We start from the raw sequence: 14,164 nt of genomic DNA, 5'->3' as shown, positions 1-14,164 counted from the left end.
CTCCTGCGCCTTCAGGCCCGGCCCGCGGATGCGGCATCGGAGGTGCGCCGGTCGGTGCTGCCGGCCGGTGTCCCCGGCGCCGGCCGCCCGCGGCCATAGGGCCCGGACGGCAGGCCGAGCGACCATCTCCCACCTTATGTGGATACGTGTGTTTTACATAGACCGTCTTCTGCCAGCGGATTTATGGTCATGCCAGGCACCCCGGATTCGGTCGGCGGCGTCGGCGGCCTGGCGCACTCCGGCCTCGTACGACGCCCGCGACGCCGCGCGGTCGTGCAGATCGGGGCCGAATGCGGCCACCGCCGCCGGGTCGGGGACGACCCGTACGACGCCGGGTGCGCCAGCCGTCGGGCTCGCGGGGAACAGGTGCGCCAGCGGCTCGACGAGGACCGTTATTCCGGCGCCGTCGGCGAGGTCGGCGTTGCTGCCCTCGGCCAGGGCTCCGTCCATGTACCGCCGGCCGTTCACGGTGATCGGCGGGTAGGCGCCCGGCATCGCGGTGCTGGCCGCCACGACGGTCGCCGGCGGGGCGCCGTCGGAGCGGTCCCAGACCCGGCGCTCACCGGTCTCGACGTCCACCGTCGTGATCAACAGGTCGCGGTCCGGCCACTCCCGCGCGCCGACCAGCGCCGCCATCCGCGACACGTGCGTCTCCTCCCCGCCGGTCTCCGCGGCGAGGGCGATCCGGCCGACCCGCCTCCGGGCCTCCGCCGGATCCAGACTCCGATCGCCGAGCACGGCGAAGACCTCGTTCATCCGCGCGGGGTCCGTCGCCGGGGCGGACGCCGTGGCGTCGACCGGAAGGGCGCCGAGCCGTTCGAGGTCCTGGCCGGTCGCGAGCATCGCACCGACGATCGCCCCCGCCGAGGTGCCGACGATCAGATCGGCGTCCGCCAGGTCCACGCCGGCGCGTCGCAGGCCGACGACCAGGCCGGCCGTCCACGCCGTGCCGACGACTCCTCCGGGCCCCAGGACCAGGCCTCGGGTCTCCGTCATGATCCTGATCCTTTCACGTCGGCCGCCGGCCGGCTGCGCGGCAGGAACAGTGCGGGCACCAGAGCCACCACCATCAGGACCACGGCCCAGACGTAGGTGTGCTGGAACGCGTCGGCCAGCCGCGGCGCGATCGCCTGCCGCGCCGGTGCCGGGAGCCCGCGGACCGACCCGATGCCGCCGGAGACCTCGGGCAGCCGGTCGGTCATCGCGGTGGCGAGCACGACCGAGATGAGGGCGGTGCCGAGCGAGGCGGAGACCTGCTGGGTGATGTTCAGGGCCGTGCTGGCACCGGGCACCTGTTCGCTCGCGAGGTTCCGGGTCGCCGCCGCCATCGCCGGCATGATCGTCGCTCCGACGCCGATGCCCGTCAGCATGAGCGGGACGATGAGGAGCCGGTACGGGGTGTCGGCGCGGACCTGCGTGGTGAAGAGCAGGAACCCGGTGCTCGCCAGCCCGATCCCCACCGGCACCAGCCGCCCGGGAGGAACTCTGTCGATCAACCGGCTGGCGATCTGCATGGAGATGCCGGTGGCGAGCGCCTGCGGGATGGCCAGCAGACCGGAACCGGTCGCGCTCTGGCCGCGGACCACCTGGTAGTACAGCGGCAGCAACAGCATCGACCCGAAGTACGCGCTGGTGTAGAACACCAGCGTCACGGCCGCCGTCGCGAACGCACGCCGCCGGAACAGCCGCAGATCGATCAGCGGGTGGCGGGCGGTCAGCCCGCGGATCACGAAGGCGACCACCAGCGCCGCGCCCAGCGCGGTCGGGAGGAAGACCCCGGCGGAGCCGAAGTCGCCGTGTTCGCCGCCGGTGGCGAGACCGTAGATCATCGCGGCCAGCCCGGGGGAGAGCATCAGCAGGCCGGGGACGTCCAGCCGGTGCCCGGGCTGCGGCGTCTCCGTCCGGAAGATCCGGCCGGCCAGCAGGAGCACCAGCGCCCCGATCGGGACGTTGACGAAGAAGATCCAGCGCCAGGACACGCTGTCGACCAGCCAGCCGCCGAGGATCGGCCCGGCCAGCGGCCCGATGAGGACGGGGATGCCGAGCACGCTCATCATCCGGCCCATCCGCTCCGGGCTGGCGGCCCGGATGACGATCGTCATGGCCACCGGCGTGATCATCCCGCCGCCGAGCCCCTGCAGGGCACGGAACCCGATCAGCGATCCGGTGTCCCAGGCGAGCCCCGCCAGCGCCGAGCCGAGGGTGAACACCCCGATCGACGCCATGTACGTGCGTTTGGTGCCGAACCGGCCGACGGCCCAGCCCGTGGCGGGGATCACCGTGGCCAGGGCGAGGGTGTAGCCGGTGGCCACCCACTGGATCGTCGCCACCGGCGCGCGGAACTCCTGCGAGAGCCGGCCGAGCGCGACATTGACGATGGTGATGTCGATGACCGTCATGATCGACCCGAGCACGATGACCATGGCGATCGCCATGGTCCCGGGGCCGTCGCCCGGCGGCCGGGCCTCAACGCGTTGGCTGGGAGGGGACGCGGTCGTCATGGTGGGGGAGTCCTGTCCGTCGCGAGGTGGGGAGGCGGTCACGGCGTCAGGCGGCGTACGGGCGGGCGGCCTTGGCGTCGCGCAGCGCGTGCGCCCACCACAGGAGCTGGTCGAGCAGGGCCTTCGCGGCTCCGTTGCACCCGGCCGGATCGACCGGCGCGCCCTCGGCGTCGAACCGCTCCCACGCGCCGTGGAAGCTCACCGTCTCGCGGACCGTCACCGCGTGCAGCTCCGCGAAGACCACCCGGAGGTGCTCGACCGCCCGCAGACCACCGGACAGCCCGCCGTACGACACGAACCCGACGGGTTTGGCCTGCCACTCGGCGTTGTGCCAGTCGATGAGGTTCTTCAGCGCCGCCGGGAAGCTGTGGTTGTACTCCGGGGTCACGACGACGAACGCGTCGGCCGCGGCGAGGCGTGACTGCACCGCGGCGAGCGCGCCGGCCGTCTCGGGCTCCGGGAGGGACCCGAATGCCGGGAAGCGCAGCGGCAGTCCGGCCTCGGCCGGATCGATGACGTCGACCTCCACGTCAGCGCGCTCGGCCGCCTGACCTGCGAACCAGTCGGCGACGGTGGTGCCGAACCGGCCTTCGCGCACGCTGCCGAGGATGACGGCGACCCTGAACGGCGCCGCGCCGGTGGCGTCGGTGTTCTCGGACATGACAGAACCCCTGTTCGTTCGATGGCGATGTCTCGGCCGCCACAGGAGCGGCCGTGAGAACAGCCTCGAACCTAAACAAAGGTTGAAGTCAAGCTACGCTGATCACCATGCCCGAACGCCCCAAGATCACCAAAGAGCTCACCATCGGGGAGCTGTCCGAGCGCAGCGGCGTGTCCGCCTCCGCACTGCGCTTCTACGAGCGGCAGGGCCTCATCCACAGCCGGCGCACCACAGGCAACCAGCGCCGCTACCACCGCACGACGCTGCGCCGGGTCGCCTTCATCCGCGCGGCGCAGAGCGTCGGCATGCCGCTGGAGTGCGTCGGCTACGTCCTCGGCATGCTCCCGCCGGACGCCGAGCTCACCCGGGAGTTCTGGGTCGGAGTCTCCGAGTACTGGAAACAGGAGGTCAACAGCCGCATCACCAAGATGGAGCGGATGCGGGACCGGTTCACCGAGTGCATCGGCTGCGGCTGCCTGTCCTTCGAGCAGTGCACGCTCGTCAACCCCGACGACATGCTCGGGGCACAGGGCCCCGGCCCACGCCGGCTGCTCGCCCCCTAGCGGGCGTACCACATGTACTCCTACGTCTGGGTCCGCTGACGTTTCCTCCGTTTGCCGGGGAGAGGTGGTGGGCGGCGTCCAGGCACGGATGGCTGCCGGCCCCGGGCGACCGGGATCCTCGGAATCCCGCTGTACGGAACGGTCAGAAGCCGGCCAACGAATCCACGAAGCCGTACATCTCTTCGTGCAGGTGACACTTGCGTTTGTCCGGGAAGCGGATGTTGTGCCGGTGATACCGGTGGAAGGCGATGATCAGAGCGGCGTGCTCGACCTCGGCCGGGAGCGCGGCAACTTCCTCGTCCGACAGCGGCCGTACCTTGGTGTAGCCGGTGACGATCTGGTGCGCCCGGTCGTGGTCCAGACGGCCGTCGACCTTGGCCAGGCCGAGGAGCGACATCCCGAGGTCGAGCAAGGCGCTGTCCAGCGACACCGTCTCCCAGTCGATGACGGCGAGTTCGTCATCGGGCCGCACGATGAGGTTGTCGGCGAACAGGTCGCCGTGGCTGACGACATCCGGAGCGGGCGGTAGGGCCACCTCCTCCCGCTGAACGGCGTCCAGCCGCTCCGACAGCCAATCCGCGAAGCGCCGGTTCGGGAATTCGTCGATCAGTTGCAGATGCTCGGGCGACAGGCGCCGGGTTTTCGCGGGGAGGTCAGGGACATCCTGCGGAAGATCGTGCAGGTGAGCGAGAAGTTCGCCGGCCGTTGACAGCAGGCGACTCGGAAGCGGATCGACGACCTGGCCCTCGATCCAGCGTTTGACCATGACGGGCCGCCCGCTGATCACAGAGATAGTGCGTCCGTCCACGTCAGGGATGACTTCCGTGGTCGGTACGCCGAGGCGGAACAGCGCCTCGGTCCGGGCAGCGAGGGCCTCGGCACCGGCCAGGTCGTGGTTGTCCAAAATCGTTAGGACGAAATCGCCCTGCTTCGCGGTGGCCCTGAAACTCGAGTTCGCGGCGCCGCCGTGCAACGCCGCAAGATGCAGATTTTCCCAGCCGTACCGGGCGGCGATCTGGCCGAGATCGAGATCGTCTATCGAGGTGTAGGTGGCCACCGGGTCAGTCTCCACTCATGGACGTGAGTTCGCGCTGCCGATCGGCGACCAATCGCGTCCAGCGGTCGGCGGTGGCAGTGACTCCGTCGATCCAGCGGGCGCGGGAAAGGTCGGCCGGCGGCTCCTCGCCGAGCATCAGATAGGTCAGTTCCAGCAAGTATGCGAACTCGTCGCCATGGACGCTCTCGCGCAGCCGATCGCGGCTCGCCGCGATGAGTTCCGGGTCCTGCAGGATGGCGGCGTGGTAGCAGGCGGCGAACCGCGCGTACGCCACCGAGGACGACAATCCGTTCTCTGTGGCGAGCGCGGCCACCGCTTCGGCCTGCTCTGGAAGGCGGCCCCCCCGGCCGCAATCCTGGAGGAGACGCGCGTTGCGAACCTGGAGTTCGGCGAAGCGTGCGTTGGTTCCGGCAAGCATCCGCTCCGCTCGGTCGATCTGTTCGCGGGCACGGGCCCGGTCCTGGAACGCGGCGGCGAAGGCCAGGCATGCCTGGCTGAGGGCAGCCTCTCCGTGGCGCCCCTCGCCGAGAGCGTCGTCGCGGCCACGCGCGTACTCCGAGCAAGCCAGTCCGATGTCGCCCTGCGTCCACCACAGGTCGCCCAGGGTGCGGTGCTTCCTGCCCTGCGGGCTGAGCTCGTCGACCGCCGCGAGGACTTCGGGGAAGCGTCCCAGCCGTCGGGCCAGGTGGAGCAGGCCCCGGGACGCGTCGGCGGCCAACCGGCCACCGCCGTCCGCAACCCGACGCATGCCATCGAGGGAGGCGGTCAGGTTCCCGAGGTCACGGTCGCATTCGGCGAGGAAGTAGCGAGGGAGTTCGTCCAGACCCGACGGCAGCGATCCCGCGGCGAGGATCGTACGGAGCCGGTCGGCGGTAATGGCACGATGCTCACGCTGCCGCCCGGCGATCGTCGTCAAGGCCTCCGCCAGCGCGACGGCCGGACCGTCGGCTGCGGGACCGCCGGGTTCCTGCGGGGTTCCCCGTGCCGAGGACGCCACCGTCTGGACGTCGATGGGCTCCCAGACGAAGTCCGCGACGTAGGTGAAGGCCGCGTCCACGAGCCAGCCGAGTTCCAGGTCGAAGTCACGGGCCAGGGTCAGCCCCTGGCGGAGGCAGCCGATGAGGCGTCGGCGGTCCGATCCGCCGCCGTGATCCGCGAACTCGCGGCCGAGGGCATCGAACGCCCGCTGTGAGGCGCGCCGCCAGTCGGCGTCGCTCCACCGATCCTCGCTCGACGAGTCGGCGTCCCGTACGGCTGCGCGTACCACGTCGTGGAGGTGGTACGGCCAGGGAGCACCGGGGTCGGCGTCGACAAAGGGACGTTCTGTCAGCTGAAGGGCCGGTGCGTCCCGGTCCATTCCAGCCGCCGTCGTGGCCAATTCCACCGAGAACGCGTCGAGCAGGCTCACCGCCCGCAGCACCTGGCGTTCCTCGACGGTGAGGTCACGGAATGTACGGGCCACAAGGGCAGGGAAGTCATGGCTGAACTCGCTCACATCCGGAGCATGCCCGAGCCGTTCGTACAGATCCAGGAAGCGCATCACCGCGAGATCCAGATACAACGGCAGGCCCTGGGAATGAGCGATGATGACGCGTCGCGTCCGGTCGTCCATCAGCGGCCGGTCGCCAACCGTGAGGCGGCGCTGAAGATAGTCCTGGGCGTCATCTTCGGCCAGGTAGCCGACGCGGTACTGCCGTGGATCCTCGGCGGCGCCGGATACCAACTGAGGCCAGCAGTGCGCACCGACCCAGTCGAGTTGCCCTTCCAGTCGCGTGTCGTCCCACTGGAGCCGATTCCGGCCGGTGATGACGAACAGCGCGTTCGGCAGCAGCCAGGCCATCCGCTGGATCAGCCGCTCGAAATCCCGGTGCGTACGATCCCCGACGTCCTCGAACGTGTCCAGGAGGATCACTGGCGTCGCCGTTCGCTCCTCCGGGAGCTGCGCCAGGTCCCAGGCGAGGAGATGCGGGTAGTAGCTCAGCGCGTCAGTGTCCGGCTCGGCTTCGAGGATGTCCGGCAGACGCCGGCAGCCGGCGAGAGCCCTGGCCTTCTGCCTACGGTCGCGCAGCGCCCGTACGACGAGGCGCAGCCCTTGGCCCGCCAGTGAGCCGATCATGCCTGGCATGGTCAGCGCCTGGGCGATGTCCTCCAGCCCCGCCTCCATCTGGCCGCGCAACGAATCGCGGGAGGAGAAGCGTCGGAAGAAGGTGTGACGTCGGAGATACTCCTCCAGCGTCTCGCCAGGATGGTTGTGCTCCCAGTACCGATAGAACGCCAGATCGAAGGCCCGCATCGGGCGTCCGAGGTTCGCCGCCGCCAGCCGTACGGCTAGCACCACGGTCTCCAGGTTCGCACCGAACTGGCGGGACAGATCAATCCGGATAGGGATGACACGGCCTAATTGCGCATTTGGCGCGAGCCAATGGGTCGGCCCGGCCTCCGGGTCGCTCAGGTGCTCCGAGATCCGCTGCGACAGCGTTGTCTTCCCGATGCCGCCGACTCCGTAGAAGACCAGGACGTTGCAGCGAGGCGTCTGCACGTCCTCCACGTCGAACGTGGGGTTCCGCCGCGCGGCGACGACACTTGCCAGGCCGCGCGAGACGGCCGCCCATTCCTCTTCCCGGTTGGCGAACACGTCGACCGAGGCCAGGGAACGATTGTTCGTGCGGAAGACCCCACGCAGATCAGGGCGCGACAAGGACGGCCACCTCCCAGCGCCAGCAGTCGCCCCCCCGACGATGAGACGGGGCCCGACCGGCGAGCGAAAGCGCCCGTGGACTCGGACGCCTGGTTGGTGGGAACCCCCATCCCGATAGCGCCTCGATCGTACCTTGACAGCCGAGCGCACCCAATGTGTTAGGTGATTACGGCAAGCCCAGCCTTCCCCGGTTCTCAGACTGGAATCGATCCATCGCCCTTCAGACTCCGATGTTCTCGGATATGACGGAACCCCTGTTCGTTCGCTGGTGGTGTCACTGCCGCCAGGGGAAGCGGCCGTGCGAAAATCGGTGCGAGCGACGCCGGGGCCTCGACCACGCGTCAGCCGATGGCCGACCCTCGCGCGGAGCCGTCCTCTGGCGAGCGGGCGTCGGCGACGACGCGAGCCCAGACCCACTTCCCGGGGGAGCGGCCCGTCCGCGGGTCGACGGGGTCGGGGCGGTAGCCCCACTCCAGGGCGAGCGCGTCGACGATGTGCAGTCCGCGCCCGCCGTTCGCGTCGAAGCCGGCCTCGGACAGGTCGAGGTCGTCCAGGGTGAGCTCGCTCGCGTACGTCGGCGCGGGCCGCTCCGGGCTGGAGTCCCAGACGGCGACGTAGACCCCTCCGTCCTCCCAGCGGCACAGGAACCGGATGGCCTCACCGGGCGTAGCCTTCATGGCGTTCGTCACGAGCTCGGTCGCCACCAGAGTGGCGTCGTCCGAAATATCGGAGTATCCCCATTTTCTGAGGCGTCGCTCCATAAGCGTGCGCGTGAAACCGGGGGCTGCCGCCGATGCTGGCATGCATATCCGGATATCTTCGGTCATGGGCCGCCGCCGTTTCCTCGATCTTCCCGTGATTCTAAATTCTTCCGCTAAGAATGGCCCTTTCGGCTTACAGTCGGGCGTGTCCGTAACGATCGAAAACAAGGGGGCGCCATGCCGATCGTGCGAGCACCGCTGGACCCGAAGCTCTCCCTCTGGCATTTCCTCGCGTACGAACTGCGCTACGAGCGCGAACGCCACGGCCTCTCGCTGACCCAGATGGGGCAGATCATCAACGCCGCGCGGTCGACTGTTTCCAACATCGAGGCGGGCCGCCGCAAGATCGGCGACGACCAGGCCAAGTCCATCGACGGCGCGTGGGGGACCGGCCGCCTCTTCGAACTGCTCCTCTGGTACGCCCAGACCTCCCACGGCCCCGACTGGGGCCGCACGTTCGCCCGGTACGAAGCGACGGCCGGGATGCTCAGGGTCTATCACGGCCAGGCGATCCCAGGGCCACTGCAGACTGATGAGTACATCCGCGCGCTTCTCCAGGAGAGTGACGTCAAGGACGCCGACGCCGCGCTGGCTGAGCGGATCGCCCGGAAGAAGGCCATATTCGAGCGTCCGGATCCACCTCTCATCTGGGCACTGATGGACGAAAGCGTCTTGGCCTTGCCGGTAGGTGGGCCTCAGGTCATGAAGGCGCAGCTACGGCACCTCCGCGAGCTGGCCGATCAACCGAACATCATCCTGCGGATCATTCCAACATCGTCGGGGGCGCATCTCGGGCAGGATGGTCCGTTCCAGGTGATAAGCCTTGATGCCCGAGAGGTTGCCTATTCCGGGGCGCAGAATGGAGGGCGCCTCATCGAAGACACCGCTGAAGTCAAGCAGCTCGCTGTACGATTCGAACGTATCGGTGCAAAGGCCGCATCGCAGGACGGATCACGAGCCCTCATTGATCAGTACTTGGAGAGGTACGCATGACTCGGCAGGGTGCGTCTCAGTGGCGAAGAAGCTCACATAGCGGAGGTGTCAACGACCAGGCCTGCGTCGAGGTCGCGCTGGTGACATCGCCTGGGGACGGTCGAGAGGCCTGAAGACCCGCACCACCGCCGGTGCGGCCGACCGGTGGCGACCCTCAGGAGGCCCGGGGGAACGGATGGAGGAGCGCGGCATGCTGACGGTTGCCAGCGACTGGCCCGTCGGTGAGACGGTCGACCGCTTGCAGGCCCTGGTCATCGGTGCCGGCCTGTTCGTATTCGCGAGAATCGACCATGCGGGCAACGCCGCTCGGGTCGGGATGGAGCTTCGCCCGACGGAACTCCTGATCTTCGGCAACCCCCGCGGCGGCACTCCGTTGATGCAGGACCGGCAGACCAGCGGCATCGACCTGCCGGCGAAGGCTCTCGCCTGGCAGGACCAGAACGGCAAGGTGTGGCTGACCTACAACGGCGCTTCCTGGATCGCCGAACGACACGGGCTCGGCGCCGAAAGCGAGACCGCCGTCAAAGCCATCGAGACGGGTCTCGCGCGGCTCGTCCAGCAGGCGGTCGGCTCGGCGGCCATCACATAGGCGAGACGTGGGGTGGAGATGATCGAGGGGTTCGGGATCCGTGAGTTCCAGCTGTGGGTGCTGCTCTGCATGGATTTTCCCGGCGGCGTGGAGCATGTCTCGGCGGCGCTGGAGACGCTGGGGTCCTCCCGTGAGGAGATGCGTGCGTGGGGAGATCGCGAGCAGGCGATACCGCAAGTCCCGGTGGAGAACCTGACGATAACAATTCACGCCGCGGGCGAATCTCCGACCTCGCACCCGATGCCGACGGTGCCGTGCTCGTGGTTGCTGGAGTTCTATACCAGCGTGCTCGGTGACCCGGTCTGTGAAGGCCTGGAACGACGGCGGAAAGGGATGCTCGGTCACCGCCTGTTGCGCTGGTCGCTGCCATTGTGGCCGGAACTCTGGTTCGAAGTGGCCGTCGGAGCCGACGGCCTGCTCGCCTCGTCGACTCGGCTGGTCCGCCGCGATGACATGCCTGCCGTCATGCTGCGTGACGTCACCGACCTGCGATCGTGGTCCACCACGTTGGATGACATCGACCGTTGTGCCTTCGGCCCGACCGTCGACAGCGGCGATAATTTCGGACCCGGAAACAAGACCATGCTGTTCACAGCGCCTGATCGCCGGGGCCGGTATCGGGAATATTACGGCAGGTTCGGCTATGACCTGCTCCTGGAGGTCGGGAGGGCCTGAGGAGGACGCGGCGTACGACGACGGTGGCGGTCGGCCAGATGACCAAAGGACCCACCGACGGCGGTCGGCGGGCCCTCAAGTCGTGGCGAGGAGAGCGAGGGGACTAGGAAGCGGTTATCGGCCGAGAAGGAAGTCCCCTCATGGCCTCGCTGATCAGCGACCGTAGCCACCCGTCGGTCGTGGATCAACTCGTTAAGCCGGTCCTACTCTGGCACGGCCATTTCCCCCAAGGTGGACCAGTCGTCCTGGGGTACCTTCATGTTCACGATTCGCGGTGTCTCGGCGAGATGCGGCGGCAGTGTCCGCTGCGCCGCCTTGAAGTGTTCCGACTGTACGTGCGCGGCGCCGGCCTCGTCGTCGCGGAAGGCCTCCACCAGCACATATTCCGTAGGGTCGGCCAGGCTGCGCGACCAGTCGAACCACAGGCAGCCCGGTTCGTTGCGGGTCGCCTCCGTGAAGTCGCGCGCGATGTCCGGCCACCGGTCGGCGTCTTCGGCACGTACGCGGAACTTGGCGGTGATGAAGATCATCTGGACTCCTTGTGCCCGGCATCACTGTCTCAAGGATCAAAGCATGTGACAGCGGTACTTCGGTCTGTGACGCACTTAGTTCAGCCCGGCGATGAACTCGCTCAACAGACGGTTCGCCGAGTCGGACTCGTACAGGCGCTCTAGCTCCGCCCGGGAGACCTGGTGCCGGAACTCACCTTGATACACCGACGGGTGGTTCAGAATCCGATGGCTTCGCGGAGCAGCAGGACGGTGCCGCGCCCGGGGTGGGGTTCTGCGTTGAGGATGAGAAGGCGGTTGATGGCGCTGGGCCACCCGTAGGCCTCCTGGGTGCGGGCACTTTCCAGCGGGAGGCAGTGGTCTTCGACGCGCCGCAGTGCGGTGCTCAGGTCGGGTACCAGCTTCTGCGCGCCGACGATCCAGATCGCGCGGGCGGCGCCACCGGCGTAGCCCGGTAGTTGGCTTCCGCTGCCCGAGGCGACCACGAGGGAGCCGGTTTCGGTGAGCGCGGCGACGCTGCCCACGATGACGTCGGGGCCGGCGAGCAGCCGCCGGATGTCGTCGGCGGCGGTGGCGCGGTCCATGGCCAGGACGCGTGGCTTGATGGCGTCGTACCGCCCGCTGTTGTTGATGTCCTCGTCGATGCCGGACAGGCGGAGGCTCTCGCTGGCGCCGGTGAACACGCTGGCGCCCTCCGGTATCAGATCTTTGATGCGGGTACGCGCGGCGGCGGCGTCGTCGAGGATTTCCACGGTGAAACCGTGTGCGGTCAGCGCAGTGGCCGCCCGCTCCAGGCGCCGCGCGGGCCCCGGGTCGGTGAACGGTGTTGCCGGCATAGGGGTGGTCATGATGTCTCTGAGCTTCCTGTTCGCTGGATGATGTGTTCGTCTCAGCAGTTCGACAACACAGCCCACCGGAATGTGAGGCGACGCATGGGCCTCACATTCCGGTGCGCTGCCTTGTCGAACTGGTGAGGGCAGATGCGACCAAGGGAGCCATCGACACCATGACCACCCGATCCGGGCAAGGACACGGCCGGCCAGATCCGGGCCTGGACGCGATCATGAGCGAGCGGCGCCAGCTGATCAATATCGCGTACCGGCTTCTGGGCTGCCTGACCGAGGCCGAGGATGCCGTACAGGAGACGTACACCCGCTGGTACGCCATGTCCCGGCAGCAGCAGGACGCCATCGAGTCCCCCGGTGCCTGGCTGACGACGGTCGCCAGCCGTATCTGCCTCAACCTGCTCGGCTCGGCACGGGCCCGGCGAGAGACCTACGTGGGCGAATGGATCCCCGAGCCGCTGCCCGAGCGTACGGAGTGGATCAGCGGGCGGCCGGGCGGTGCGACCGTCGACCCGGCCGACCGGGTCACCCTGGATGAGTCGGTCAACATGGCCTTCCTGGTCGTGCTCGAATCGATGACCCCGGCCGAACGCGTCGCGTTCATCCTGCACGATGTCTTCTGCCATACCTTTGCCGAAGTGGCCGAGATCGTCGGCCGTACGCCGGCGGCATGCCGCCAGCTGGCCTCCTCGGCCCGCCGGCGCATTCGCGAATCGCAGGGCCCCGCGAGTCCGACAGCCCAGCAGGCCGGCATCGTCAGGGACTTCAAACAGGCATGGGAGGCCAAGGACATCGACGCCCTGATCGGCCTCCTCGACCCCGACGCCACGGCGATCGCCGACGGCGGCGGCCTCGCCACTACCTTCCTGCGCCCCATCGAAGGCGGCGAGCAGATCGCGCGCGCCTGGGTGGAAATCGCCCACCGGGCGTCGTCCAGCGACATGACGTTCCTGGAGCGTACGGTCAATGGTCAGCCCGGTCTGGTGGCTCAGCAAGACGGCGTCACCGTGACGGTGTTCGCGTTCGAGGTCGCGGGCGACCGGATCAAGCACATCTGGGCAGTACGCAACCCCGAGAAACTCCGTCGCTGGACGACGGGCTGAGGCGCGTCTCCATGCCATCGGGCCCGCTCGCAGCCGCCGCCCAGCGGCGGGACACCTTCAAGGACGTGAGGGCCCGCCGGCTGTCGCCGGTGGGCCCTCACGTCAGGGCGAGGAGAGCGAGGGGGCTAGGGCAGTCCGAAGCTGAGAAGGAAGCCCCCTCATGGCCTCGCCGGTCAGCGACCGTAACCGCTCGCCGGTCGGGGATCAACTCGTTAAAGCGCCTAGTGCTGTGACCGGGGAAGGATCAGGCGGTTGCGGTGTCGGGTCCGACGGCGTGCCTCAGCGGTAGTCGGCCAGGCCCTCCGCGAGTTCTTTGTCGTCGTCGTCGCGGACGGCGTAGAGGGCTTGCTGGAGGGCGAATGTGCCGCGGATCGCGGCAATGCGGGTGGCGAGTCCGTCGTCTGGCCAGTTGCCCAGGGCGAGCACTCGCTCCAGGAGGTCACCGCCGTAGCCGGCGTCGATGGCTGCGAGGTCCTCGGCCGGGTCGTTGAGTGTGACATCGTCCCAGTCGAGTACTCCGGCCAGGCGCGGCAGGCCGTGCGTCCACTCCCACAGGAGGTTTTCGGCACCGAGGTCACCATGCACCACTGCTCGGGTCAGACAGGGAAGGCTGTCGAGGGCCGCGAGTTCCTGTTCGGCTCGAAGGCGCCCGCGGCCGGACATGAGCACGAACAGCTCCGCACGCACATTTTCCGCGAATCGATTCCACCGGTCCTGTGATGCCTGAGGCAGAACCGCTCGTACCGCCTCGTCGGTGCCGGCGCGGGCCAGGTCGGCCAGCAGTGTGGCGAACTGCGCTGCCACCGCGCCGGCCACCTGGGCATTGTTGAGCGCGTCGGCCTCCAAGGGTTCCCCGTGAATGCGGCTGAGCACCAGGAACGGCTCCTCGTCGGCGCCGTCGGCTCCGCCCTGCAACAGTGGCTCAGGTGTGCGGAAGCCGAGATCGAGTCCGGCAAGGGCGTGTAGTACGGCCGCCCGCTCGGGCAGCCGGGCGGCCGCCGCCTGAGTGCGGGGCAGACACACGACGCGGTCTGAGCCAATGACAACGGTGTGGAATTGCCCCTGGCGTACGGCCAGATCGTCCGGCTTATCGTCAGGCAGCAGACGGCTCAGCAGAGCACGATGCGTTGTACGAATGCTCACGGGTGACCTCTGGATCCTTCGATGGCGCGGAGGCGATGTGCACGAGGGCGCCGTCAACCGCTCCCA

Annotated in this window: 15 protein-coding genes; 6 read left to right on the top strand and 9 right to left on the bottom strand. The window is 68.5% G+C overall.

Going from position 1 to position 14,164, the window contains the following annotated elements:
• Positions 1-153: 153 nt before the first annotated feature.
• The 3 genes from ABEA24_RS10655 to ABEA24_RS10645 are packed head-to-tail and all read right to left on the bottom strand — an operon-like array spanning position 154 to position 3,162.
• Complete coding sequence (locus tag ABEA24_RS10655) at positions 154-996, bottom strand: patatin-like phospholipase family protein (protein ID WP_345430525.1); 843 nt, start codon at positions 994-996, stop codon at positions 154-156.
• On the bottom strand, positions 993-2,501 hold the full coding sequence (locus ABEA24_RS10650) for a DHA2 family efflux MFS transporter permease subunit (protein WP_345430524.1): 1,509 nt from the start codon (positions 2,499-2,501) through the stop codon (positions 993-995). The genes ABEA24_RS10655 and ABEA24_RS10650 overlap by 4 nt, the downstream gene beginning before the upstream one ends.
• 46 nt (positions 2,502-2,547) lie before the next feature.
• Positions 2,548-3,162 (bottom strand): NADPH-dependent FMN reductase, encoded by a 615-nt coding sequence (locus ABEA24_RS10645; protein WP_345430523.1) that lies wholly within the window; start codon positions 3,160-3,162, stop codon positions 2,548-2,550.
• 107 nt (positions 3,163-3,269) lie between these two features.
• Between ABEA24_RS10645 and soxR the strand changes: the two genes are divergently transcribed.
• Positions 3,270-3,725, top strand: coding sequence for a redox-sensitive transcriptional activator SoxR (soxR, locus tag ABEA24_RS10640; protein WP_345430522.1), 456 nt, complete (start codon positions 3,270-3,272; stop codon positions 3,723-3,725).
• Between the two features lie 142 nt (positions 3,726-3,867).
• Here the strand turns inward: soxR and ABEA24_RS10635 are convergent, their stop codons facing one another.
• The 3 genes from ABEA24_RS10635 to ABEA24_RS10625 form a co-directional block, all read right to left on the bottom strand.
• Positions 3,868-4,782 (bottom strand): phosphotransferase, encoded by a 915-nt coding sequence (locus tag ABEA24_RS10635; RefSeq protein ID WP_345430521.1) that lies wholly within the window; start codon positions 4,780-4,782, stop codon positions 3,868-3,870.
• A gap of 4 nt (positions 4,783-4,786) precedes the next feature.
• A complete protein-coding gene (locus ABEA24_RS10630; RefSeq protein ID WP_345430520.1) occupies positions 4,787-7,480 on the bottom strand; it encodes a hypothetical protein in 2,694 nt (897 codons plus the stop codon).
• 341 nt (positions 7,481-7,821) lie between these two features.
• Positions 7,822-8,241, bottom strand: coding sequence for an ATP-binding protein (locus ABEA24_RS10625; RefSeq protein WP_425551159.1), 420 nt, complete (start codon positions 8,239-8,241; stop codon positions 7,822-7,824).
• Positions 8,242-8,418: 177 nt separating this feature from the next.
• Here ABEA24_RS10625 and ABEA24_RS10620 point away from each other — a divergent pair, with 177 nt between their 5' ends.
• The 4 genes from ABEA24_RS10620 to ABEA24_RS10610 all read left to right on the top strand — a co-directional run bounded on the left by ABEA24_RS10620 (position 8,419) and on the right by ABEA24_RS10610 (position 10,498).
• Positions 8,419-9,234 carry a helix-turn-helix domain-containing protein gene (locus ABEA24_RS10620; RefSeq protein ID WP_345430518.1) on the top strand — a complete coding sequence of 272 codons (816 nt, stop codon included), beginning with the start codon at positions 8,419-8,421 and terminating at the stop codon, positions 9,232-9,234.
• The gene (locus tag ABEA24_RS53465) at positions 9,231-9,347 is read left to right on the top strand and encodes a DUF397 domain-containing protein (RefSeq protein WP_425551158.1); all 117 of its coding nucleotides are present in this window, start codon (positions 9,231-9,233) and stop codon (positions 9,345-9,347) included. Before ABEA24_RS10620 ends, ABEA24_RS53465 begins: the two co-directional genes overlap by 4 nt.
• 62 nt (positions 9,348-9,409) lie before the next feature.
• Positions 9,410-9,823, top strand: a complete 414-nt coding sequence (locus ABEA24_RS10615) for a DUF302 domain-containing protein (RefSeq protein ID WP_345430517.1) — start codon at positions 9,410-9,412, stop codon at positions 9,821-9,823.
• A 12-nt stretch (positions 9,824-9,835) separates the two neighbouring features.
• Complete coding sequence (locus ABEA24_RS10610; RefSeq protein ID WP_345430516.1) at positions 9,836-10,498, top strand: hypothetical protein; 663 nt, start codon at positions 9,836-9,838, stop codon at positions 10,496-10,498.
• A gap of 203 nt (positions 10,499-10,701) precedes the next feature.
• On the opposite strand, the gene ABEA24_RS10605 is transcribed toward ABEA24_RS10610, so the two are convergent.
• Positions 10,702-11,028 (bottom strand): putative quinol monooxygenase, encoded by a 327-nt coding sequence (locus tag ABEA24_RS10605; RefSeq protein ID WP_345430515.1) that lies wholly within the window; start codon positions 11,026-11,028, stop codon positions 10,702-10,704.
• A gap of 197 nt (positions 11,029-11,225) precedes the next feature.
• Positions 11,226-11,843 (bottom strand): LUD domain-containing protein, encoded by a 618-nt coding sequence (locus tag ABEA24_RS10600; RefSeq protein ID WP_345430514.1) that lies wholly within the window; start codon positions 11,841-11,843, stop codon positions 11,226-11,228.
• Positions 11,844-11,887: 44 nt separating this feature from the next.
• Between ABEA24_RS10600 and sigJ the strand changes: the two genes are divergently transcribed.
• The gene (gene sigJ / locus ABEA24_RS10595) at positions 11,888-12,955 is read left to right on the top strand and encodes an RNA polymerase sigma factor SigJ (RefSeq protein WP_345430513.1); all 1,068 of its coding nucleotides are present in this window, start codon (positions 11,888-11,890) and stop codon (positions 12,953-12,955) included.
• A 279-nt stretch (positions 12,956-13,234) separates the two neighbouring features.
• Here sigJ and vph read toward each other — a convergent pair whose 3' ends face one another.
• Positions 13,235-14,098 carry a viomycin phosphotransferase gene (vph, locus tag ABEA24_RS10590; RefSeq protein ID WP_345430512.1) on the bottom strand — a complete coding sequence of 288 codons (864 nt, stop codon included), beginning with the start codon at positions 14,096-14,098 and terminating at the stop codon, positions 13,235-13,237.
• Between the last annotated feature and the right edge of the window lie 66 nt (positions 14,099-14,164).

The organism is Actinoallomurus vinaceus, assembly GCF_039542055.1.
In the GTDB taxonomy this organism is placed as follows: Bacteria; Actinomycetota; Actinomycetes; order Streptosporangiales; family Streptosporangiaceae; genus Actinoallomurus; species Actinoallomurus vinaceus.
The sequence above is the reverse complement of the archived record's forward strand: the minus strand, read 5'-3'. Positions and strand labels throughout refer to the sequence as shown.